This window comes from Variovorax sp. W2I14 (assembly GCF_050435205.1).
GTDB lineage: Bacteria > Pseudomonadota > Gammaproteobacteria > Burkholderiales > Burkholderiaceae_C > Variovorax > Variovorax paradoxus_C.
Genome location: NZ_JBNDJX010000001.1, coordinates 1,923,508 through 1,946,968, shown reverse-complemented (window position 1 = coordinate 1,946,968; position 23,461 = coordinate 1,923,508). Strand labels below are relative to the sequence as shown.

The following is a 23,461-nucleotide window of genomic DNA, read 5'->3' as shown; positions in this document are numbered from 1 at the left end:
TCACCCCCTGCGCAGCAAGCTGCCGAATGCGCGGCCCAGCAGGCTCTCGCCGCGCGATGCGCTCGCGGCCGGGACGGCCGGCATGCCCGCCAGTTCGCCCGGCTTCGTGTCGGCCGCAGCGTTGCCGCCGTTGCCGTTGCCGTTGCGCGGCGACGCGATCTGCGCGAGGTTCTCGAACAGGTAGCGCCGCATCTCCACGCGCAAGCCCAGCGTCTGCTCGGCCTGCTTGACCGCATTCAGCACGAGCAGGGAGTCGCCGCCGAGGTCGAAGAAGTTGTCGCTCGCGCGGATGTCGTTGACGTCGATGCCCAGCACGCCGGCCCAGATCTGGGCGAGCGGCGCCTGCTCCGGCGCAAGCAGGCTCGCTGCCGCGGCGCGCCCGCCGGCATCGGCCAGGGGCTTGGGCGCCTTGTCCGCCCGCTCCGGCTCGTCGGCCGCCAGCTTGCGCAGGTAGGCCGCGCTCGCGGAGCCCTCGTCCGAGGCCAGGTAGGCGAGCGTGGCGGCGGGGCGCTCGGCCGCGCGGTGCAGGAGCTCGAGGTAGCGGTCGCGCAGCTGCGCACCGGTCTCGCGCAGGTAGATGTCGGCGTTGTAGATCAGCGCGCCTTCCAGGCCGTGCGGCTTGTCCATCAGCCACACGCCGATGTCGTCGGTGGCGCCGCGCTGCATCAGGTGCATCTGGCGGGTCTGCAGGCTGCCCAGGTGCCGCGCGCGCTCGCGCGCATCCTGGAACGAGAACATCGACTGGTAGGCCCCGGCGTTCCTGTTCGGGCCGCCGAGGCTGTCGCCGGCCACCATCCGCTCGAACGGCACCTGCTGGCAGTTCATGAGCGCGAGCAGCTCCTGCTTCACGCAGTGCATGAAGTCCGGCAGCGACTGGGCGAGATCGACCCGCAGCGACACCGGCAGCACGTTGTTGAAGACGCCCATCACGTCTTCCGTCTCGGGCTGCAGGCGCCCGCGCACCGGGTTCGCGATGACGACCGCTTCGCTGCCGATGACCCGGCTCATGGTGAGCGCATAGAGGCCGAAGGTCAGCATGCTCAGCGTCACCTCCATGCCGCGCGCGATCTCGCGAAGCCGTCCGGTCGTGGCCAGGTCGATGTGGATCCACTGCGTGCCGCCCTGGCCGCTCTTGCCCGCGCGGCGGGGCATGTCGGTCCGGGGCGGGCGCGGCGGCGGCCCGCTCGCCAGCCGGCGGCGCCAGAAGCCCAACTGCTCCTCGAAGGCCGGCTCCCGCATCCAGCCGGCAAGCCATTCGGCGTAGTCGCCGTGCGTGGTCTCCAGCGGCGGCAGCCCGTGCGGACGGCCGCGCTCGGCCGCGTCGTAGATCGCCGTGAGCTCGCGCTGGAACAGGTCGAAGCACCAGCCGTCCCACACCAGGTGGTGCGGCACGAACACGAAGGCGTGGTCGTCGTCGCCGACCTGGAACAGCGCCGCGTGGGCCATCGGCGCGCGGCGCAGGTCGATGGGCTGGTCGGCGAGCTCCTGCATGCGCTCGGCCAGTTCGGCCTCGCGCTGGTCCGCGGGCAGGCCGCGCAGGTCGATCACCGGCAGCGAAAAATCCACAGCCCGCGCAATCGATTGAACCGGCTGCCCGGTGGCCGGATCGGTGCCCACGCAGGTGCGCAGCGCGGGCTGGCGGCGAATGATTTCCGATAGCGCCGCCTCGAAGCGCGCTGCATCGAAAGGACCGGTCAGCCGCTGCGCCGAGGGCACGTTGTAGACCGAGCGCCCCGGGTGAAGCTGTTCCATGAAGAGGATGCGCTCCTGCGAGGGCGTCATCGGCGCGCTGGTGCGGTCGATGCGGCAGGCCAGGGGCGCCTGCACGCCGGCGCCGGCGGCTTGCAGGCCGGCAATCGCCGCGGCCAGGCGCTCGGGGGTGGGTGCCTCGAACAGCGTGCGCAGCGGCAGCGCGACCTTGAACTCGCGGGCGAGAAGCGTCGCCAGCCGCGCGGCCAGCAGCGAATGGCCGCCCATCGTGAAGAAGTCGTCCTGCATGTCCAGGCCGGGGAGGCTGAGCACCTGCTCCATCGCCGCGAGCACCGTGCGTTCGGCGTCGTTGCGCGGACCGGCACCGCGGCGCACCTCGTCGCGCGGCAGCGCCTCCGGCGCGGGCAGCGACACCCGGTCGAGCTTGCCGTTGGGCAGCGTGGGCAGCGCCTTGAGCGTGACCACGTGCTGCGGCAGCATGAACGCCGGCAGGTGCTCGCGCAGGTGCCGCATCAGCGCGGCCGGGTCCAGCGCCGCGCCGGGCACCAGCGCCAGGTAGGCCACCAGGCGCACGTCGCCCGGGCGGTCTTCGCGCGCCACCACCACGCTGCGCGAGACGCCGGCGACCTCGTTGCAGCGGGCCTCGATCTCGCCGGCCTCTATGCGGTAGCCGCGCACTTTCACCTGGAAGTCGAGTCGCCCGAGGTGTTCGAGCAGGCGGTCGTTGCGCCAGCGGCCGCGGTCGCCGGTGCGGTAGACCTTGCGGTTCTGGCCCAGCACGCGCGCGGTGACGAAGCGCTCGGCCGTCAGTTCGGCCCGTTCGTGGTAGCCCAGCGAAAGGCCCAGGCCTGCGATGCAGATCTCGCCGGGCACGCCGATGGGGCAGGGCTGCAGGTTGGTATCGAGGATCCACACCTCGGTGTTGTCGATCGGAAGCCCGATCGACACGCCGCGCGAGGCCACCACGTCGCGCTGCATGTTCCAGGCGGTCGACCACACGGTGGTCTCGGTCGGGCCGTACACGTTCCAGAGTTCGGCGCAGCGATCGAGCAGCGCGAGCGCGAGCCGTTCGCGCACCGCCTCGCCGCCGATCCAGCCGCGAAAGCCTTTGGCGCCGGGCCACTGCGCATCGAGCAGCAACTGCCACATGCCGGGCGTGGCCTGCAGCACGGTGACCGCTTCCGCCTCGAGCAGCGCGCGCAGGCTGTTGCCGTCCATGGCGGTCTCGCGCTGGACCATCACCACCTCGGCGCCCACCGCGAGCGGCAGCAGCAGCTCGATCACGGCGATGTCGAACGAAAGCGTCGTCACCGCGGCGATCCGGTCGTCCGCACCGAGGCCGGGCGCCTTCTGCATCGAGGCGAGCAGGTTGGCGACCGCGCCGTGCGGCACGCACACGCCCTTGGGCAGGCCGGTGGAGCCCGAGGTGTAGATCACGTAGGCCGGGTCCTCGGCCCGGGCATCGCAGACGCCTGGCGCGAGCGCATCGGCAGGCGCCTGCAGCCATGCGGTGTCGCGGTCGAGTTCGAACAGCCGCGACCCCGCATCGGCGTTCCACTTGCGCGGCGCGGCGGCGATGTCCGAGGTGGTCACCAGCAGGCTGAGGCTGGCGTCGGTGGCGTAGTGGTCCAGCCGCGCCTGCGGAAAGGCCGGGTCGAGCGGCACGTAGGCCGCGCCCGACTTCAGCACCGCGAGCACCGCCACGAGCATGTCCAGCCCGCGCTCCAGGCACAGGCCCACGTACTCGCCGCGGCCGATGCCGCGCGCGCGCAGCGCATGGGCCAGGCGGTTGGAGCGCGCGTCCAGATCGCCGTAGCTGAAGGTGCGCGCACCGTCGCGCAGCGCGGGGCGGTCGGGGTGCTGCAATGCGCGCGCCACGAAGCCGGCGTGCGCGAGCGGCGCGCCTTCCACCGCAATGGGCGGCGGCTGCAGCGCGGCCAGCGCGCGCGCGGCTTCGGGCGACAGCACCTCCAGCCGGCCGATCGGCTCGGCGGGGCTGCGCACGGCCGAGCGCAGCACGCACTCGAACATGTCGAGCCAGCGCTGCACGCTCTCCTCGTCGTAGAGGTCGGTGTTGTACTGGGCCTCGATCTGCAGTCCGCCGTCCACCGGCCGCAGGTTGAGGAAGAGCTCGAAGTTCTCGTGGCGGCGCGCCACCGTGTCCTGCTCGACCTTCAGGCCCGAGAAGGTCTGCACGCCCGCGGCCACGTCGGGGTCGACGTTGAACATCACGCTCACCAGCGGCTGGCGGCTCGCATCGCGCTGCAGCGAGAGCTTGCCCAGCAGCGCGCCGTAGGTGAGCGCCTGGTGCTCGAAGGCGTCGAGCACGGCGGTCCTGCATTCGCCCATGAGCGTGTCGAAGCGCAGGTCGGCGGGCGCCGCCAGGCGCAGCGGCAGCAGGTTCACGCAGTGGCCCACGAGGCCGGGCATGTCGCGCGCCAGTTGGCCCGAGGCCGGAATGCCCACCACGATGTCGTCCTGGCCGGTGAGCCGGTGCAGCGTGGCGGCGAAGCCGGCGAGCAGGCCCGCGAAGAGGCTGCTGCCGGTCCGGGCGCTCATGGTGCGCAGCGAGGCCACCAGGCGCCGCTCCAGCAGCCGCTCGGTGCGCCGCGAGGCGAAGGTGCGCACGGCGGGGCGCGGATGGTCGAGCGGCAGGTCGAGCACGGGCAGCGTGCCGCCCGAGAAGCGCTCGAGCCAGTAGTCCACATGCTGCTGCATCTCGGGCCGCGCGGCGTCGGCGGCTTCCTCGGTGGCGAAGGCATCGAAGGTGGGGGCGGTCTTCAGCGGCAGGCCGTCGCCGGTCTGCTCGGCATAGAGGTGGCCGAGCTGCTCGGTGATCACCGCCCACGACCAGCCGTCGCAGACCACGTGGTGGGCCGACATCAACAGCTCGTGCTCGCCTTCGCCGAGCCGGTAGAGCTCGGCCCGGAAGAGCGGTCCGCGCTCCAGCGGGAACGGTGTGCTCACCGCCGCTTCGTGCGCGTCCTGCAGGGCGAGCGCGCGGGCTTCGGGGTCGAGCGGGGCGAGGTCGCGCTGCACGAGCGGGTCGGGAGCCGCCTGGCCGACCAGCATGCACGTGCCGTCCGGCGAGATGGTTGCGCGCAGCGACTGGTGGCGCTCGACCAGCCGGGCCACGGCGCGTGCCATCGCCTGGCGGTCCACCGGGCCGCGCAGCCGCAGCACCACGGAGTCGTTGTAGGCCAGCGATGCCTCGGTGCCCAGCATCGCGCCGAGCCAGACCTCGCGCTGCGATTCGGTCGTGGGAATCACGCATTCGACGAATGCGCCGACATTGGCGGCCGTGCCCATCGCGGCCGGGGTGGGGCGAAGAACGGCGTTCATGCGGCCCGCCCGTTGGGAATCTGGATCGCTTCAGGGGTGCCCGGCACGTACCAGAAGGGCTGGCCGTCGACATCGCGCGCGAGGATCGAGCCCTCCTCCGTGGGCTTGTGCACATCGAAGGCATGCACGGCCGGCGCGCGGCGCGGCAGGAACCCCGACTCCTGCATCTCGGCCACCGATTCCTTGAAGGCGCGCTGGATCGTGGCGATGTCTTCCTGGCTGTGCGCCGTCGTGAGGAAGCACGGGAAGTTGTCCAGGATGTGCACCCCGCGGCTGCGCATCATGGCGAAGAGCAGGTCCTGCAGCGGATGGTCTTCGAGCCAGTTCACGCGCCAGAGCGAGGCGAAGTGGCGAATGGCGATCGGCGCGCCGACTTCCGCGCACCAGGCGGTGAGCTCGCCGGCCATGGCGGCGGTGCTCGCGCCGAGCGCGGCCTGCAGCGCGGGGCCGGCTTCCTTCAGATGTTCGAGCGAGGCCTTGGCCGCCGCCAGCGCGAGCGGATGCCGAACGAAGGTGCCCGCGAAGTAGGTGACGCCCACGCCCGGGATGGAGTCGTCGCCGTACTGCCAGGCGCCGCCATCGAGCGCGTCCATGAACGGCCGCTTGCCCGCGATCACGCCGACCGGAAAGCCGCCGCCGATCACCTTGCCGTAGGTGGCGAGGTCGGCGCGCACGCCGAAGAGTTCCTGCGCACCGCCGAGGCCGGTGCGAAAGCCGGTGATGACCTCGTCGAAGATGAGGCAGCAGCCGCTTTGCGCGGTGATCTCGCGCAGTGCCTGCACGAACTCGCGCGGCTGGAAGTCGGGGCGGCGGCTCTGCACCGGCTCCACCAGCACGGCCGCCAGGTCCTCGGCGTTCTCGCGGATGAAGGCCAGCGCCTCGGGCGTGCCGTAGTCGAGCACGCGCACGTCGCCGAACATGCCGCTCATCACGCCGGGTGCGGCCGAGAGGCCCTTGCCGCCCTTGCCGGCGCGCACCAGCACTTCGTCGAAGGTGCCGTGGTAGGAGCCGGTGAACACCACCACCGTGCCGCGGCCGGTGACGGTGCGCGCGATGCGCAGCGCCGCCATCACCGCTTCGGAGCCGGTGTTGCACAGGCCCGCGCGCTCGCAGCCGGTGAGCTCGCACAAGAGGCGCGTGACCTCGGCCGCGAGCGGATGCTGCGGCCCGATCTCGTAGCCCGCGTCGAGCTGCTTTCTCACCGCCTCCTGCACGAAGTCGGGCTGCCAGCCGAACAGGTTGAGGCCGAAGCCGTTGAGTGCATCGACGTATTCGTTGCCGTCGATGTCCCAGAGCTTCGAGCCCTTGGAGCGCTCGACCACGATCTGATAAGTGATCTCCTTCGTGAGCGGGCGGAAGCCGTTGACCACGCGCGGGTCGGCCATGTGGGCGCGGTTGTCCTCGGTGAATCGCTTGCTGTTCTGCGTGCGCGCCACGTAGCGGCGTACGAAGGCGGCCAGCCGCGCCTTCTGCCGCGCGCTCGGCTCGGCCGTGGCCTTGGTGTGGATGCGGGCGATGGCGCCGAAGGCCTTGGCGACGTCGTATCGCACGGGTTCGCGCGGCGCATCGGCCGATGCCGATGCCTCCTGCGCCTGCACCGGCACGGGCAGCGAGACCGCCGTCGGCACGCTCATCGCCACCGCCGCGGTGGTGCCGGACAGCAATGCGAGCTGCTGGCGCATCAATTCCATTTGCTGCGCAATCAGCTGGTTCACCGCACCGGTGGAAGGCGGGGGCAACGAACTGGCCATCTGCACCGTCTGCCCCATCGGCTGCACGGCGGGCAACTGCACGGGGGCCGCCGCGAGTGGCTCGGGCGTGGCCTCGACCTCAGGCGGCAGGCTCTGCCGCAGGAACGCCGCAAGCGCGTCGAAGCTGCGGTAGCTCTCCATCAACTGTCGGAAGCTCAGGTTGACCTTGAAGGTCTTCTTGATCTGCGTGGCCGCCTGCGTCAGCGTGAGCGAATCCAGCCCGAGCTCGGCGAACATGGCCTCGCCCGCGGCATCGGCCATGTCGATGCCGGAGATGTCCTCGAACAAGCTCCGCAATCGCATGTCCACCGAGGGCGCGCGGGACGCGCCAGGAAGGGAAGGTGAGGGCGGATGGGTCGAAGGCACTGCAGCGGTCACGGTCGGCTCCAATGAAACAGGTGGGACGGAAAGAGCAGGGGCAAGCGCGGGAACGAGGGCGGCCAGCGTCGGCGCGGCCGAGGCAACTGGCGCGGTGGCCGAAGCCGTGGGCGCGATGTCGACCCAGAGGCGCTTGCGTTCGAAGGGATAGGTGGGCAGGCACACGCGCCGCGCACCGCCGCGGGCGGACAGCCGTGCGAGTTCGATGTCGGCGCCGCAGGTCCACAGGCGCGCGGCCGCGAGCCGCAGCGTGCGGGCCTCGTCGGCCGGCTCGCCGTGCAGCAGCGGGACGGCGGTGACGCCGTTCTTTGGTGCCGGCGCGAGCGCGAGCGACTTGGCGCCGTGCTGGCGCACCAGCGTGGCGAGCGTGTTGCGCGGGCCGACCTCCACGAAGACCGGATGCGCGGCCGCCGCCGCCGCGCTCTGCAGCGCGGGCGAGAAGCGCACCGTGCCGCGCAGGTGCCGGGCCCAGTAGGCGGGGCTCGTGGCCTCCGCGTCTTCGAGCAGCCGGCCGGTGAGCGTCGAGAAGATCGGAATCGCCGGTGCGTGCAGCGCGACCTCGCCCACGAGCGCCTCGAAGGGCGCGACCGCGCCGTCCATCATCGAAGAATGAAAGGCGTGCGAGGTCTGCAGCGCGCGGCAGGCGATGCCTTCGGCTTCGAGCGCGGCCTGCATCTGCGCGATTGCGTCGGCGGGGCCGGCGGCCACGCAGGCGGTGGGCGCGTTGTCCGCCGCGAGCGAGACGGACGGCCAGACCGTGAGGCGCGCGTCGAGATCGTCCGCGCCGAGCCGCACCGACAGCATCGTCCCCGCGGGCATCGCCTGCATGAGAGCGCCGCGGCGGGCGACAAGGCGGACGGCGTCGTCGAGCCGCATCACGCCGGCGATCACGGCCGCGACGAATTCGCCCACGCTGTGGCCGATGAGCGCATGCGGCCGCAGGCCCAGCGACAGCAGCCGCCGCGCGAGTGCGTATTCGAGCGTGAAGAGCGCGGGCTGCGTGACCGCGGTGGGCGCGAGCGCGCGCGGGTCGTCGCCGAACATGCGCTCGCGCAGATCGAAATCGGTAACGCCTTCGAGCGCGCGCAGGCAGTCGTAGAAGGCCGCGGCGAACACCGCATCGCTGGCGTGCAGCGCCCGACCCATGCCGGCGTACTGCGCGCCCTGGCCCGGGAACATCAGCACCGGCTGCGGCGCGCGAGCGGCGATGCTTCCGCTCACGCGCCACGGCGCATCGTCCATTCGCAATGCAGCGATGGCTCTTGTGGCATCGGCGGCGACCACGGCGCGGCGAAAGGCGTGTGCCTTGCGGCCGACGCTGAGCGTGAAGGCCGCGTCGGCGAGCGCGAGACCAGGGTGCGCTTCCAGATGCGCCGCGAGCTGTTCCGTGGCCACCGCGAGCGCGGCTTCCGAGCGGGCCGACAGCGGCAGCAGATGGATGCCGGCCGCGGCAGACGGTGCCGCGGCGCGCGCCGGCGCCTCTTCGAGCACCACATGCGCATTGGTGCCGCCGACGCCGAAGGAACTCACGCCCGCGCGGCGCGGCAGGTCGGCGCGCGGCCAGGGCTGCAACTGGTTGCTCACGTAGAACGGCGTGCGCGCGAAATCGATGGCCGGGTTCGGCGCGTGGAAGTGCGCGGTCGGCACCGTCACCTCGTGGTGCAGCGACAGCGCCGCCTTGATGAGCCCCGCGGCGCCCGCGGCCGTGACCATGTGGCCCACGTTGCTCTTGAGCGAGCCGAGCGTGCAGTAGCCGCGCGCATCGGTGTGCTCGGCGTAGGCGACGGCCAGCGCCTCGACCTCGATCGGGTCGCCCATCGGCGTGGCGGTGCCGTGCGCCTCGACGTAGCCGATGCTTTGCGCATCCACGTCGGCGGCAGCAAGCGCGGCGCGGATCACCGCGGCCTGGCCGTCCACGCTGGGCGCGGTGAAGCTGGCCTTGGCGCCGCCGTCGTTGTTCACACAGGCGCTGCGCAGCACGGCGTAAATGGTGTCGCCATCGGCCTGTGCATCGGACAGGCGCTTGAGCAGCACCACGGCAGCACCGTCGCTGAACACCGTGCCCTTCGCCTCCGCATCGAAGCTGCGCGTGCGGCCGTCGGGCGAGAGCATCGAGCCCTCGTTGTAGAGATAGCCGCTGCGCGGCGGGCAGGTGACCGAGGCGCCGCCCGCGAGCGCCATGTAGCACTGGCCGGTGCGCAGCGCATGGAAGGCCTGCGCCACCGCGACCAGCGAGGTCGAGCACGCGGTGTTCACGCTCACCGCCGGCCCGCGCAGGTTCAGGCGGTTGGCCACGCGGGTGGTGATGTAGTCCTTCTCGTTGGCCAGCATCACCTGGAATCCGCCGACGGCTTCCACGAGGTCGGGGCGCGAGGCGACGTGGCGCTGGAAATAGGTGGCGTTGTACGTGCCCGCGTACACGCCCACCGGGCCGGGCGCCTCGTCGGGCACGTAGCCCGCGCGCTCCAGGCACTCCCAGCAGATCTCCAGGAACACGCGGTGCTGCGGGTCCATGAGCGTCGCTTCCTTCGGGCCGATGCCGAAGAAGGCGGCGTCGAAGTTCTCGATGCCCTCGATCACGCCGCGCGCCCGCACATAGGCCGGGTCGCTGCGCAACGCCTCGCTCACGCCGGCATCGAGCGTGGCGTCGTCGAAGAAGCTCACGGAGTCGCGACCCGCGACGAGGTTGTCCCAGAACTGCTCGACGTCGTTCGCACCGGGAAAGCGGCCGGCGGTCGCGATGAGCGCGATCGGCTCGTCGCCGCCGCGCGGCGCGCATGGGGTGGTGTCCGTCCGCGCGGCCGGGGCGTGAGTTGTCTCGGCGGCAGGCTGCAATTGCGCCGCGATGGCGGCCGGGGTCGGATGCCGGAAGAAGAGGTTGGTCGACAGCGGTGGCGCGTGCGGTGCGGCGTCGCGCTGCAGGTCGGCGAGTACCTGCAGCACCAGCAGCGAGTTGCCGCCGAGGTCGAAGAAGTTGTCGTTGCGCCCGACCTTGCCGATGCACAAAGCGCGCGCGAAGGCGGCGCACACCTGAGCCTCGAGCGCGTCGCGCGCTTCCTCGAAAGGCTGCGCGAGTTCGGGGCGCTCGCCCGCGGGCTCGGGCAGCGCCTTGCGGTCGAGCTTGCCGTTGGGCGTGACCGGAAGCTGCGTGAGCCACACCTGCGCCGAAGGCAGCATCGCCGCGGGCAGGCGCACCGCGAGGTGCGTGCGCAGCGCGTCCCATGACAGCGGCTCCGAGCGCGCGACGAGGTAGGCGATGAGGCGCAGCTGGCCGTCGCTCGCGGACCTCGCGATCACCGCGCACGACTGCACCGCGGGGTGCGCGAGGATCGCCGCTTCGATTTCGCCGGTCTCGATGCGGTGGCCGCGGATCTTCACTTGCCCGTCGATGCGGCCGATGAATTCGATCGTTCCGTCGGGCAGCCAGCGCGCGAGGTCGCCGGTGCGGTAGAGCCGCTCGCCGGGCGCGCCGAACGGATCGGGCACGAAGCGCGCCGCGGTGAGTTCGGGCTGGCCGAGGTACCCGCGCGCAAGGCCGTGCCCGCCGATGCAGAGTTCGCCGACGAGGCCGCTGGGCAGCAGCGCGAGCGACGGGCTCAGCACGCGCAGCACCGTGTCCTTGATCGGGCGGCCGAGCGGCACCGAGCGAAGCCCGTTTGCGAGGCTCGCCGGGTCGATGCGGTGCGTGGCCGCGAAGGTCGTGCACTCGGTCGGGCCGTAGCCGTTGCTGAGCAGGAGGCCGGGCAAGGCGTCGAGCGCGCGCCGCACATGCGCCACCGACAGCGCCTCGCCGCCGGTGAAGAGGTGCGCGAGGCCCGCGAGGTGCTGCGGATCGCCATCGACCACCGCGTTGAACAAGCCTGCCGTGAGCCAGGCCGTGTGCACCTCGTGCCGGGCGATGGTGTGCGCGAGGCCGGCGCCGGTGGGAACCCGTTCGCCGTGGATCACGCAGCGCCCGCCGTTCAGGAGCGGCCCCCAGATCTCGAGCGTCGAGGCGTCGAAGGCGAGCGGCGCCGCATGCAGCACCGCGCGGCCGGGCGCGAACTCGGCGTAGTCCACGCCGACCACCAGCCGCAGGATCGCGCGCTGGCAGATCTCGATGCCCTTGGGTACTCCGGTGGAGCCGGAGGTGTACATCACGTACGCGACCGATTCGCCGTCGATCGAAGGCGCGTCGGGCGAGGTATTCGCAGAGCCACGATGCGCGTCGCCCTCCGTGGCGTCATCGAGATCGCCGGGCAGCACCACGGCGCTTTCGGCGGGCACGAGGTGCCGCAGCGCCTCGGCCACCACCACCCGCGCGGCTCCCGCCTGGCCGAGCATGCCGGCGACGCGCTCGGCCGGAAAGTCGGCCGGCACCGGCACGTAGGCGGCGCCCGCCTTCAGGATGCCGAGCATGGCGACGACGGCGTCCATCGAGCGCTCGAACATCATCCCGACGTGGTCGCCGGCCCGCACGCCCGACTGCCGCAGGTGCTGCGCGAAGCGGTCGCTGCGGCGCTCCAGTTCGCCGTAGCGCATGGCCTCGTCGCCTTCGACGAGCGCCACCGCATCGGGCGTGGCCGCGGCCTGGCGGCTGAACATCGTGGGCACGGTGAGTGCGCGGTCGATTGCGCCGGGCGGCGTGTTCCACGCGTCGAGCTGCTCGCGGCGGTCGGCATCGGGCAGGGTGCGGATGCTGCACAGCGCCGCGTCGGGCCGGGCCAGCAGGTCGGCGGCGGTGTCGGCGATGGCGGCGAGCAGCCGGTCGGCGGCGGCCGCGTCCATGAGGGTCGCCGCGGCGTCGAGCTGCAGGCGGGCGGGGTACCCCGGAAGGGCGTCCAGCGACAGGCGGATGGCGTGGTCGCCCTCGCTCTCGCCCCCGCTGTCGTGCGGCGACGCGCGGCGCTGACTGTCGAGCTGCGCGAGCCACCTGTCCGCCGTGCCGTCCGGTTCCGCGCCGAGCCAGCGCGACTGCAGGAGTCGCCACGCCCCGTCGAACAGCGTGTCGGGCAGGAAGCCCGTGGTGTCCAGCGACGCCAACCAGCGCTGCGCGAAATCCGCTTCGAGCGTCAGCGTGGCGGCGAGCCGCTCGTCGGTGGCGTCGCGCCGCGGAACGAACAGGTCGTCCAGCGAGGGTGCCGGGGCGGCGTCGGCTGCGGGCGACGGCGAAGCGAATCGAGTGTTCATTTAATTACCAAGCTGGAATTCAATAAATAATTTATTGAATTAAAATTGCCCACTTAACTAAAACTCCGAACCTGATCGGCTTGTCGCGATCCTAGGAGTTCGGCGAAGTGGCCGTGTGGGTCTTTCGATGGGTTATTACATTAAGATATATATATTTCAGAGGCCAACTACCCAATTCGCCGTGTTTGAGGTACCCAGATAATGATTTTGAATAATTTGCAGTGAAACTGACGGCGTAATTTACTGATCGGTGTTGTCGGCGCGCTCCTTCAATAGAAAGGTGGAATCCTTCCCGGAAGCGCGGCTGGCCTCGGCAGTCCAGAGTCAGCCCCGTAAAAATGGGCTTTTTCAGAGGCTCCACAGGTCCCAGGCGGGCGCGTAAACGGCGGCCATGGAATTTGTATTCAGAAATCCATCCTGTAACCGGACGAGGATCAATGCCGGGGAGTTGAAAAAAAACGAAAATCGATGCAGTATTTGCGCGATATTCCGCAACCACTCCGAAAGCTGCTTATGCTCAACGACATCCTGTTACCCAATGTTGTTCTCAAGCAATCCGAAGGCTATTGGGAGTCCGATCTCCACGGCAATTCAGAAGGCCGGTCGGCCAATGCCTTTTATTTCGGAAACAGGGAGTGGGCGCAGGAATATTTCGACGCCTGCCACCGCGATGCGCATTTCAGAAGCCGCTGGCTGGCGGCGGCCGGCGGCGATTGGACGGGCAAGGTCGTGGTCGATCTGGGCTGCGGTCCCGGCAATGTCTTTGCCACCGTGGGCGGCAAGCCCAGGATGCTGCTGGGCGTGGATGTGGCGGGTGGTTCGCTCGCATTGGCATCGCGCATCGGCTACACGGCGGTGCTGGCCGATGCGGCGCAAACGCCATTTCGCTCGGCCATTGCCGATATCGTGGCCATCAATGCGTCGCTGCACCATTGCGACGACATGGCGGCGGTGCTGCGCGAGGGCGCCCGGCTGGTGCGGCCGAATGGATTGCTCATTACCGACCACGACCCGCAATTGACCGCCTGGGACTACAAGGGCGTCGCAAAGCTGCTTTGGGATGCTCGGCTGTGGATCTACCGGTGGATTCGCCACGGCTTCCACAAGACCGACACGCAGCAAACGTGGGGGCTGCGTACCGAAATCCATCACAAGCCGGGCGATGGGGTCACGCCGGAATTCTTCAGGGCCACGCTCGAGCCGCTGGGCTTCGAGGTCGATGTCCATGCGCACAACCACCAGATCGGGGCCGATGCGTTCAAGGGCCAAGTGGGGCCCGCGCAATGGAAATACCGTCTGGGCAACCTGCTGTCGGGCCGCGATCCCAAGGCTGCCGCGAGCGCGCTTTCGCTCATGTGCATAGCGCGTCGCATCGCGCCGGCGCCTGAACTGCCCTAGCTAACGCCTGTAACTGGCCGAACGGCCGTGCAGATGCCTGAAGGCACTGCACGGCTTTCTTGCGTCCGTGCTATTCCCAAAACACGCAAAAAATAGTTCAATTTAGAAACTAAATAGTTGCTTCGCGCGTAATCATGGCTGACAAGCTGGATGCGCGGCTTCGTACGCAGCTTCGGGCCATCGCCTCTCAGGGTTCGGGAGGGGCGAGGTACCACCGTAAAAAAAAGCTGGAACGCAGGGGGAAAACCGTTTGGGTCATGCACTGATTGTTGAAGACGACGAAGACGCGGCGCGAATGATCGCCGCGCTGGTCGTGCGCGAGGGCCACATGGTGATGTGCGCCCATTCGATCGAGGCGGCCCGCCGCCTCATCGCCATGCAGCGGCCCGATCTGCTGCTGCTCGATCTGCATCTGCCCGACGGCAGCGGGTTCGACCTGCTGGCCGATCCCGAGCTCCTTCGCGACACGGTGCTGGTGCTCATGACGGGCCAGGCGAGCCTGGAGACCTCCATTCGCGCGCTGCGCCTGCGGGCGGCCGACTACCTGGTCAAGCCGATCAACCCGCAACACCTCAAGGGCCTGCTGTCGCGCCTGATCCCGCCCTCGCAGTTGCGCGCGGAGCTGGACGAGGTGCAGGACCGCTGGCGCGAAACCGGGCGCTTCGGCCACCTGATCGGGCGGTCGAAGGAAATGCAGCGCGTGTACCGCCAGATGACGCGCGTGGCCGGCACCGCGGTGAGCGTGTTCGTCCATGGCGAGAGCGGCACCGGAAAGGAACTGGTCGCGCGCGCCGTGCACGACCTGAGCCGCCGGCGCGACCAGCCCTTTCTGGCGGTCAATTGCGCGGCGCTCTCGCCGCACCTGATCGAGAGCGAGATCTTCGGCCACGAGCGCGGCAGCTTCACCGGCGCCGAGCGCCAGCACCAGGGCTTCTTCGAGCGGGCGCACGGCGGCACGCTGTTCCTGGACGAAGTGACCGAGATGCCCATCGAGCTGCAGGCCAAGCTGCTGCGCGTGCTGGAAAGCGGCACCTTCACGCGCGTGGGCTCCACGCAGATGCAGCAGACCGACGTGCGCGTGATCGCGGCGACCAACCGCGACCCCGTGGAGGCAATGACGCGGGGCAAGCTGCGCGAAGACCTGCTCTATCGGCTGCATGTTTTTCCGATCGGTCTGCCGCCGCTGCGCGAGCGCGGCGACGACATTCCGCTCATCGCCCACAGCTTCCTGCAGGAACTGCACCTGGCCGAAGGCGGCGCATCGCGCTTCAGCCCGGCGGCGCTGGCGTGGCTGCGCGCCTACGCCTGGCCGGGCAACGTGCGCGAACTGCGCAACGCGGTGCAGCGCGCATGGGTCATGAGCACCGGCACCGAGATCGGGGAGGAATGGCTGTCGACCACGGCTGCCGCGCCGTCCCGCTCGCCGCGGCTGCAGGCGACGCCATCTTCGCGCGCGACGATGGCGGGCTTCGACGACACCGCGCCCGGTGTCTTGGAGCCGGACGGCGGCGATCTGGTCGTGGCGGTCGGCACGCCGCTCGCCGACGTGGAGCGGCGCGTGATCCTCGCAACCTACGAGAGGTGCGGGCGCAACAAGGAACGCACGGCCGGTGTGCTCGGCATCAGCATGAAGACGCTGTACAACCGGCTGAAGGAGTACCGCGTGTGAAGGCTCCGGCGCCATCGGGCGCGGCCTGAACCGCAGCGAGAATCGGCGCCACAGAAGCGCCCATGTAGCGCGAGAGAGGACTGCGCACATGACAGACGATTCGAGCCGCCCGGACGCGGCAGAGGCACCGCCCACGCCTTCTTCTTCTTCTTCTTCTTCTTCTTCACCCCGCGCACGCCTGCGCCGCTTCCGGGTCGACGTCGGCACCATCATCTGCGCGGTCGCGCTGCTCCAGTCGATGCTGCTCGTGGCCTTCGGCTACTGGGGCGCGGAGCAGCTGGTTTCCAAGGTCGGCGAGTCGGCGCACAAGGTCAACCACGACCGCGTCGAGGACAATGTGCTCGCCTTCCTCGACAAGACCGAGGCGCTGGTGCGCGCCATCGCGCACACGCCCAGCCTGCATCCCGCAGGCCATGACGGCGACCGCACCGCCGAGCTGCTCTGGGCTGCGCTGGAGCAGACGCCCGAGCTCGACAGCATCGACGTAGCCAGCGACGACGGGCACCTGCTGATGGCGATGCGCTACCCGGAGACGGCGGTGCGGCAGGTGCTGCGCGACGCCGACTTCAGCACCGAGACCTGGGAATACAAGCAGCCGCCCGACGGCGACGGCGACGAAGACCCGCGGCAACGGTACGAGACAACCCGCGTCGAGTCCTTCCGCAGCGACGACGACCCGACGAGCGACGAAGATTTCGTCCAGGCGATGAAGGCGCAGCGCCCGGTGTGGACATCGCCTTTCGTGCTCCCCGCCGAGAAGGAACTCGGCGTCAGCCACGCGCGGCCCAGCCGGCGGCGCGATGACGAAGGCCGCACGCAGACGCTGGTGGTGTCCGCCAGCGTGTCGCTCGGGCATCTCTCCAGCCTCGTGCGCCTGTTCGGCGGCACGGGCCATGGCCACAGCGCCTTGCTGAGCGCCGACCATCACGTGATCGCGCGCAGCGACAACCCCCACCTCGTCCGTGTGCTGGAAGATCCCGACGGCGGCGTGCTCGGCGCGCTGCACGCCCACATGCTGGCCAGCGGCAGCAGGGGCTGGACGGAAGACATGGCCTTCACGCTCGATCACGGCGGGGCGCGCTACCAGGTGCAGACATCACGCATTCCGTCCACCGGCTGGCGGCTCGTCAGCTGGGAGCCCGAAGACGCGCTGCTCGGCGGGCTGCACCGCAACCTGCTCTGGTCGCTGCTGCTGACGCTGAGCTTCCTGGCCGTGTCGCTCTTCATTTCGCTGCGCCTGTCGAAGCTGGTGACCGCGCCGATCGAGAACCTCTCGCGCACGGCGCGCCGCATCGGGCGGCTGGAACTGGACGCGCTGCCGCGCGAGTCGAGCCGGGTGTTCGAGATCCAGAACCTGAGCCAGGCGCTGGACGATTCGGCGCGCAGCCTGCGGGCGTTCAGCAAGTTCGTGCCGGTGGATGTGATCAAGCAGCTCGTCGCCGAAGGCCATGCGCTCGCGCCCAACGGTTCGCCGCGCCGCGTGACCGCGATGTTCACCGACGTGGAAGGCTTCACCAGCATCTCGGAGTCGATGGAGGCCGGCGTGCTGATGCGCCAGCTGACCGAGTACTTCAACCTCGCCACGCGCGTGTTCGCACGGCATGGCGGCGTGGTCGACAAGTTCATGGGCGACGGGATCATGGTGCTCTGGGGCGCGCCGGCCGACCTGCCGGATGCGGAGTACCAGGCCTGCATCGCCTCGCTCGCCCTGCATGAGGAGATGAAGGCGCTCAACCGCAAGTGGCGGGAAGAGGGGCTGCAGGAGTTCCGCACGCGCATCGGCATCCACACCGGGGTGGTGATCGCGGGCGTGCTCGGTTCGAGCGACCGGCTGTCCTACACCGTGCTGGGCGATGTGGTCAACGTGGCGAGCCGCATCGAGGGCACGAACAAGCAGCTGGGCACGCGCACGCTGATCTCGGAGGCGACGTTCGATGGGCTGGACGGGCGACTCGCCACGCGGCGGATCGAGGAATCGATCGAACTGCGCGGCCGGCAGACGCGCATGGTGCTGTACGAGTTGCTGGACTTGCCAGACCGGGCTACTGCCGTGAACCCTTGACCCTGCGCGCGAACGCCTCCAGCCCATCGACGGTGATCTGGATGTGCCGCTCGAAGCTGCTGTCCAGCGGCACGGTGGTGCCGTTGTCCCAGCGCACGATGAAGGCGTTGTTGGCGAGCAGCGGCAGGTTGCGCGCGAGCACCGGATGGTCGAGCGGGCGGATGGTGTGGACGCGCTCGCGAAGCTCCTCGGCCCAGGCCTGGGTGTTGTCGGCGGGCAGGGGGGAGAACTCCATCGTCAGGAAACCCAGCATCGCCGCGATCACGCAGTTGTAGGCCTCCAGCAGCGACTGGCCTTCGAAGCCGGCCTCCGTCAGCGCTTCCAGCACGCCTTCGACCAGTTCGGTCTGCAGGCTGCCGTTGGACACCAACTGCGCGCCCAGCAGCTGCGCCACGTTCGGATGACGACGCACCGTGGCGCGGCAGCGGCGGAACAGTTCGGCGATCCATTCCTGCCAGAGCAATTCCGTTGGTGGCGTGACCTCCGCCATCACCGTCGCGGCGACCTCGGCGAGCAGCGCCTCGCGCGTGCTGACGTGCCAGTGCACCGTCGCCGGATACACGCCGAGCTTGGCCGCGATCTCCCGCATGCTGAAGGCGCCCAGGCCGAATTCGTCGATGTGCGCGAGCGCGGCTTCGGCGATGAGCCGTTTCGAGAGCCCGCCGCCGCCGGTGGGGCGGCCGGCGGTCTTGGGTTTGGGCGCGGGAGCGGTCTTTTTCATGGAGGAAATGGCGTTGTGCGGCGGGCTAATTGATTGTATAAACATTATTAATTGAGCAGTGATCAATTAACCGGCCCAAAGCGCCAACCCACCTTCAAGGACCGTTCCATGACCGACGCCGCCATCGACCAAGCCCTCGCCGGGGCGCATCAACGCTTCACCGAAGGCAATCCCGAGAGCCGGCGCCGCTTCGACGAGCAGACGCGCTACATGCCCGGCGCCAACACGCGCTCGGTGCTGTTCTACGCGCCGTTTCCGCTCACCATCGCCAAGGGCGAGGGGGCCGCGCTCTGGGATGCGGACGGCCATCGGTATGCCGACTTCATCGCCGAGTACACGGCCGGCGTCTACGGCCACTCGGCGCCCGAGATCCGCGATGCGGTCATCGAGGCGATGCAGGGCGGCATCAACCTCACGGGCCACAACCTGCTCGAAGGCCGGCTGGCAAAGACCATCTGCGAGCGCTTTCCGCAGATCGAACAACTGCGCTTCACCAACTCGGGCACCGAGGCAAACCTGATGGCGCTCACGGCCGCGCTGCACTTCACGGGGCGGCAAAAGATCGTGGTGTTCTCGGGTGGCTATCACGGTGGGGTGCTCGGATTCGGCGACACGCCTTCGCCAACGACCGTGCCCTTCGACTTTCTCGTGCTGCCCTACAACGACGCGCAGCGCGCGAGCCAAGAGATCGCCAGGCACGGCCCCGAGATCGCCGCCATCCTGGTCGAGCCGATGCAGGGCGCGAGCGGGTGCATTCCGGGGCGCCTCGAGTTTCTGCAGGCGCTGCGGGATGGCGCCACGAAGGTCGGTGCGCTGCTGGTCTTCGACGAGGTGATGACTTCGCGCCTCGCGCCGCAGGGGCTGGCCAACAAGCTGGGCATCAAGTCCGACCTCACCACGCTGGGCAAGTACATCGGCGGCGGCATGTCGTTCGGTGCCTTCGGCGGGCGTGAGGAGGTGATGGCGCAGTTCGATCCGCGCACCGGCGCGCTCGCGCATTCGGGCACCTTCAACAACAACGTGATGACGATGGCGGCTGGGTATGCGGGACTCACGAAGCTGTTCACGCCCGAAGCGGCCGGTGCGTTGGCCGAACGCGGCGAGGCAATGCGGTCGCGGCTCAATGCGCTGTGTGCGCAAGAAGGCGTGGCGATGCAGTTCACCGGCGTTGGCTCGCTGATGAATGCGCATTTCGTCGGCGGTGAGGTGCGGCGCGTGGCCGATCTGGCGGCAGTTGACGGGCGCCTGCGCCAGTTGCTGTTCTTCCACCTGCTGAGCCGGGGCATCTACACGTCGCCGCGCGGCTTCGTCGTGCTCTCGCTGCCGCTGTCCGACTCGGATATCGACAGCTACGTCGCCGCCATCGGCAGCTTCATCGGCGAATACCGCGCGCTTATGCCTGGCGCGAAGTAGCAGCCACGCCCAGCAGCTCGTGCAGCCGCGTGCTGGTGGTCGTGTACTGCAGCGGCACCGCCTTGCCGGGGAACACGATGGCGGTGGCGCCCCAGGCCGCCAGCGTGGCTTCGTGGAAGCCGCAGACGATGAGCTTCTTCTTGCCCGGGTAGGTGTTGATGTCGCCCACCGCGAACACGCCGCGCTCGCGGGTTTCGTATTTCTCGGTGTCGACGGGCACCTGCTTGCGCTCGAGCTCCAGGCCCCAGTCGGCGATCGGGCCGAGGCGCGGCGAGATACCGAGGCACGCGATCAGCGCATCGAGCGGCAGGTCGACGGTCGTGGCATCGGGCGTGGTGATCTGCAGCTGCTTGCCGTCGAAGGCGGTCGGTTGGCCGACCTTGAAGGCCAGTTTGCCGGCGGCCACGAGGGCGCGCATTGCGGCGATGTTCGCCTCGCTGGCCTGGAAACCGTCGCGCCGGTGGACCAGCGTGACGTGCTTCGCAATGGCCGTGAGTGCAACGGTGGTTTCGAGCGCGATGTCGTCACCGCCATTCACCACCACCATCTGCCCCGCAAAGCGGTCCATCGATTCAGGGTGATAGAAAAGGGACGTGCCTTCGAACTGCGCGATCCCGTCGAGCGTGATGCGCTTGGGCACGAAGGCGCCGACGCCGGCTGCGATGAACACCGTCTTCGCGAGGAACGCCTTGCCGGCCGACGTGGTCAGCAGCAGGCGCTCGTCGGCCTGGCGAGCGAGGGTGGCGACCTGCTCGCCGAAATGAAACTGCGGCTTGAACGGCGCCACCTGCGCGAGCAGCGATTGCGCAAGATCGCGCCCGCTGGTCACCGGCGTGCCGGGAATGTCGTAGATCGGCTTGTCGCCATAGAGCGCCACGCACTGGCCGCCCGCGGCGGGCAGTGCATCGACGATGTGGCAGGAGATTTCAAGCAGGCCCAGCTGAAAGGCCTGGAACAGCCCGACGGGGCCGGCACCGACGATCAAGGCGTCGGTTTCGATGGCTTGGCGAGTCATCAGACCGCCGCCGGGCCGCCCCTAGGCGGTCTGCGGCCCCCTCGGGGGGCAGCGGCTACACGCAGTGAAGAGCGTCGGGGCCACATGCTTCAGCGCACCAGCTCCCCGACCTTGTCCGTCTTGTCCTTCCACTCTTCAGCGTCGGGCAGCGCGGGCTTGCGCTTGGTGATGCTCTTCCAGCCATCGGCCAAGGCCAGCTCGGCATTGATCTTGATGAAGGCGATCTGGTTGGCCGGAAGGTCTTCTTCGGCGTAGATCGCGTTGACCGGGCACTCGGGGATGCAGACCGCGCAGTCGATGCATTCGTCCGGGTCGATCACCAGCATGTTGGGACCTTCGCGGAAGCAGTCGACGGGGCAAACGTCCACGCAGTCGGTGTATTTGCAACGGATGCAGGCTTCGGAAACGACGTGGGTCATTTGTCTTTTAAACGTCAGTTTGATCGGGGAAAACCCCAGATTTTAGGCCTTTGCGGCGGCGGGCTGCACGAGAACGGCAGCAGCGGTCTTGTGGGAGGCGGTATCGACCAGCACCAGCGAGCCCAGCGCACGCGATTGCGTGAAGGGCAGCACGGCCAGCGGCTGCTGCAGTGCGAGCACCACATCGCCGATCGAATTGGCTTCGAGCTGCGTCGCCGGCTCCGATTCGAGCGTCGTGATGTTCACCCGATCGACGATGCGCGCGACCTTCGCCTTGACCCAGCGATGGCCCTGCAGCGCCCAGTACACGCGGCCCGCGACCAGCGGCTCGTCGTCGAGCCAGGCCACGGTGGCGGTGATCTCGCGCACCGGCTCGAAGGCGCCGGGCGCCAGCAGCCAGTCGCCGCGCGACACATCGACCTCCCGGTCGAGCACGATGCCGGCGCTGTGGCCCGCATGCACCGACTTCGGCTGGCGCGTGTGGCTCAGCACCTGCGCAACGGTGGCGGTCTGGTTGCTCGGCAACACGGTCACGCGCTGGCCGGGCTCCACATGGCCCGAGGCGACGCGGCCCCAGAACACGCGGCGGCCCTGCGAGGTGTCGGCGGAAGACGAGAACTTCTCGACCCATTGCACCGGAAAGGCGAAGGGCACGGCCTCGTCCTGCGCCGTGACCGGCAGGTCTTCGAGCAGCGAGAGCAGGCTCGGGCCTTCGTAGCCGACCCAGTCGGCATGGCGCGTGGCCACGTTCCAGCCCTTGAGCGCGGAGATCGGCACGATGCCGGCCACCTGCACGCCGGCCGCTTCGGCAAAGGCGGTCAGCGCGGTCGAGATGCGCTCGAAGGCGAGACCCGCGTCGCCGATGGCGTCCAGCTTGTTGACCGCGAACACGATCGACTGCACGCGCAGCAGATGGCACAGCAGCGTGTGGCGGCGCGTCTGCGGCAGCAGTTCGCGCTTGACCACGGTGCCGTCTTCCACTTCGGCGGCCCAGGCCAGCTTGGTCGCATCGACCAGCACCACGGCGGCATCGGCGGCCGAGGCGGCGGTGACCATGTTGCGGGTGTACTGCTCATGGCCCGGCGCGTCGCCGATGATGAACTTGCGCTTGGCGGTCGAGAAGTAGCGATACGCCACGTCGATCGTGATGCCTTGCTCGCGCTCGGCCGAGAGGCCGTCGGTCAGCAAGGCCAGATCGGTTTCGCCGCCGCGCTGCACGCCGGCGAGCTGGTCCTGCAGCACGGTCTTGCTGTCCACCAGCAGGCGGCCGATGAGCGTGCTCTTGCCGTCGTCGACCGAGCCGCAGGTGATGAAGCGCAGGGCGGTGCCGGTGTCGCCGTGATGACCCCCGCCCGTTCGGGCTGAGCTTGTCGACGCTGCGCGCGGCACTTCGACAGGCTCAGTGCGAACGGACATCGGGGTTGCGTTGGCAGTATTCGTCGCGCTCATCAGAAGTAACCGTCTTTCTTGCGTTTTTCCATGGATGCTTCGGAGGTCATGTCATCCATCCGGGTGGCACCGCGTTCGCTGACATCGACCGTGAGCGTTTCGATCACCACGTCGCCCGCATCGGCCGCGAGGCTCTCGACCGGGCAGGTGGTCGTGATGTCGCCCACGGTGCGAAAGCGCACGTCGCGCACCTGCACCGTTTCGCCGTCGCGCGGCGGAGTCAGTTCGGTCACCGGCACCAGCAGACCGCGGCGCTCGACCACCTCGCGCTTGTGCGTGTAGTAGATCGACGGCAGGCCGACGTGCTCGCGCTCGATGTACTGCCACACGTCGAGTTCGGTCCAGTTCGAGATCGGGAACACGCGGAAGTGTTCGCCGGGTGCGAGGCGCGTGTTGAACAGCGTCCACAGCTCGGGGCGCTGGTCCTTGGGTTGCCATTGGCCGAAGGAATCGCGGTGCGAAAAGATGCGTTCCTTGGCGCGCGCCTTTTCCTCGTCGCGGCGGGCGCCGCCGATCAGCGCATCGAAACGGAATTCTTCAATCGCTTCGAGCAGCGTCACCGACTGGTGCGCGTTGCGCGATTCGCCCGGATGGGCGAGGCGCACGGTGCCGCGCGCCATCGAGTCCTCGACGCTGCGCACGATGAGTTCGGCGCCCAGTTCCTTTGCGCGCTGGTCGCGGTAGGCCGTCACTTCGGGGAAGTTGTGGCCCGTGTCGATCATCAGCAGCGGGTAGGGAATGCGACCCGCGCCGAACGCCTTTTCCGCGCACTTCAGCAGCACCAGCGAGTCCTTGCCGCCCGAGAACAGCAGGGTGGGGCGCTCGAAGGCGGCCGCCACTTCGCGCAGGATGAAGATCGTTTCTTCCTCCAGCGCATCGAGGTGCGTGTTGGAGAGGTGCGCCGGCGACAGCAGCAGTTCGGTTTCGGTTCGGGCGTTCATCGGGTGAGGGCTGGATTCAGAAGG

General features: G+C 69.2%; 11 protein-coding genes. 4 read left to right on the top strand and 7 right to left on the bottom strand.

The annotated features are described in order from the left end of the window. On the bottom strand, nucleotides 1–5,052 hold the full coding sequence (locus QF040_RS09020) for an amino acid adenylation domain-containing protein (RefSeq protein WP_429610752.1): 5,052 nt from the start codon (nucleotides 5,050–5,052) through the stop codon (nucleotides 1–3). Then, entirely contained in the window at nucleotides 5,049–12,350 is a 7,302-nt protein-coding gene (locus tag QF040_RS09015) for an amino acid adenylation domain-containing protein (protein ID WP_429610751.1), read from the bottom strand. Before QF040_RS09015 ends, QF040_RS09020 begins: the two co-directional genes overlap by 4 nt. A gap of 513 nt (nucleotides 12,351–12,863) precedes the next feature. On the opposite strand from QF040_RS09015, the gene QF040_RS09010 reads away from it, so the two are divergent. The 3 genes from QF040_RS09010 (at nucleotide 12,864) to QF040_RS09000 (ending at nucleotide 17,479) form a co-directional block, all read left to right on the top strand. Further along, nucleotides 12,864–13,748, top strand: a complete 885-nt coding sequence (locus QF040_RS09010) for a class I SAM-dependent methyltransferase (protein WP_429610750.1) — start codon at nucleotides 12,864–12,866, stop codon at nucleotides 13,746–13,748. A gap of 250 nt (nucleotides 13,749–13,998) precedes the next feature. Further along, a complete protein-coding gene (locus QF040_RS09005; RefSeq protein WP_429610749.1) occupies nucleotides 13,999–15,417 on the top strand; it encodes a sigma-54-dependent transcriptional regulator in 1,419 nt (472 codons plus the stop codon). 88 nt (nucleotides 15,418–15,505) lie between these two features. Then, complete coding sequence (locus QF040_RS09000; protein ID WP_429610748.1) at nucleotides 15,506–17,479, top strand: adenylate/guanylate cyclase domain-containing protein; 1,974 nt, start codon at nucleotides 15,506–15,508, stop codon at nucleotides 17,477–17,479. Here QF040_RS09000 and QF040_RS08995 read toward each other — a convergent pair. Then, on the bottom strand, nucleotides 17,460–18,200 hold the full coding sequence (locus QF040_RS08995; protein ID WP_429610747.1) for a TetR/AcrR family transcriptional regulator: 741 nt from the start codon (nucleotides 18,198–18,200) through the stop codon (nucleotides 17,460–17,462). The two genes, QF040_RS09000 and QF040_RS08995, sit on opposite strands and share 20 nt — an antisense overlap. A gap of 108 nt (nucleotides 18,201–18,308) precedes the next feature. Here QF040_RS08995 and QF040_RS08990 point away from each other — a divergent pair, with 108 nt between their 5' ends. Next, complete coding sequence (locus tag QF040_RS08990) at nucleotides 18,309–19,613, top strand: aspartate aminotransferase family protein (protein ID WP_429610746.1); 1,305 nt, start codon at nucleotides 18,309–18,311, stop codon at nucleotides 19,611–19,613. Here QF040_RS08990 and QF040_RS08985 read toward each other — a convergent pair. From QF040_RS08985 to cysD, 4 genes are all read right to left on the bottom strand, one after another. After that, nucleotides 19,594–20,628 carry an NAD(P)/FAD-dependent oxidoreductase gene (locus QF040_RS08985; RefSeq protein WP_429610745.1) on the bottom strand — a complete coding sequence of 345 codons (1,035 nt, stop codon included), beginning with the start codon at nucleotides 20,626–20,628 and terminating at the stop codon, nucleotides 19,594–19,596. The two genes, QF040_RS08990 and QF040_RS08985, sit on opposite strands and share 20 nt — an antisense overlap. A gap of 89 nt (nucleotides 20,629–20,717) precedes the next feature. Further along, nucleotides 20,718–21,047: a ferredoxin FdxA gene (gene fdxA / locus QF040_RS08980; RefSeq protein WP_007839295.1), complete on the bottom strand. Its 330-nt coding sequence runs from the start codon at nucleotides 21,045–21,047 to the stop codon at nucleotides 20,718–20,720. 42 nt (nucleotides 21,048–21,089) lie between these two features. Beyond that, nucleotides 21,090–22,463, bottom strand: coding sequence for a sulfate adenylyltransferase subunit 1 (locus QF040_RS08975; protein ID WP_429610744.1), 1,374 nt, complete (start codon nucleotides 22,461–22,463; stop codon nucleotides 21,090–21,092). Between the two features lie 32 nt (nucleotides 22,464–22,495). Continuing rightward, entirely contained in the window at nucleotides 22,496–23,437 is a 942-nt protein-coding gene (cysD, locus tag QF040_RS08970; protein ID WP_306878110.1) for a sulfate adenylyltransferase subunit CysD, read from the bottom strand. Nucleotides 23,438–23,461 lie beyond the last annotated feature (24 nt).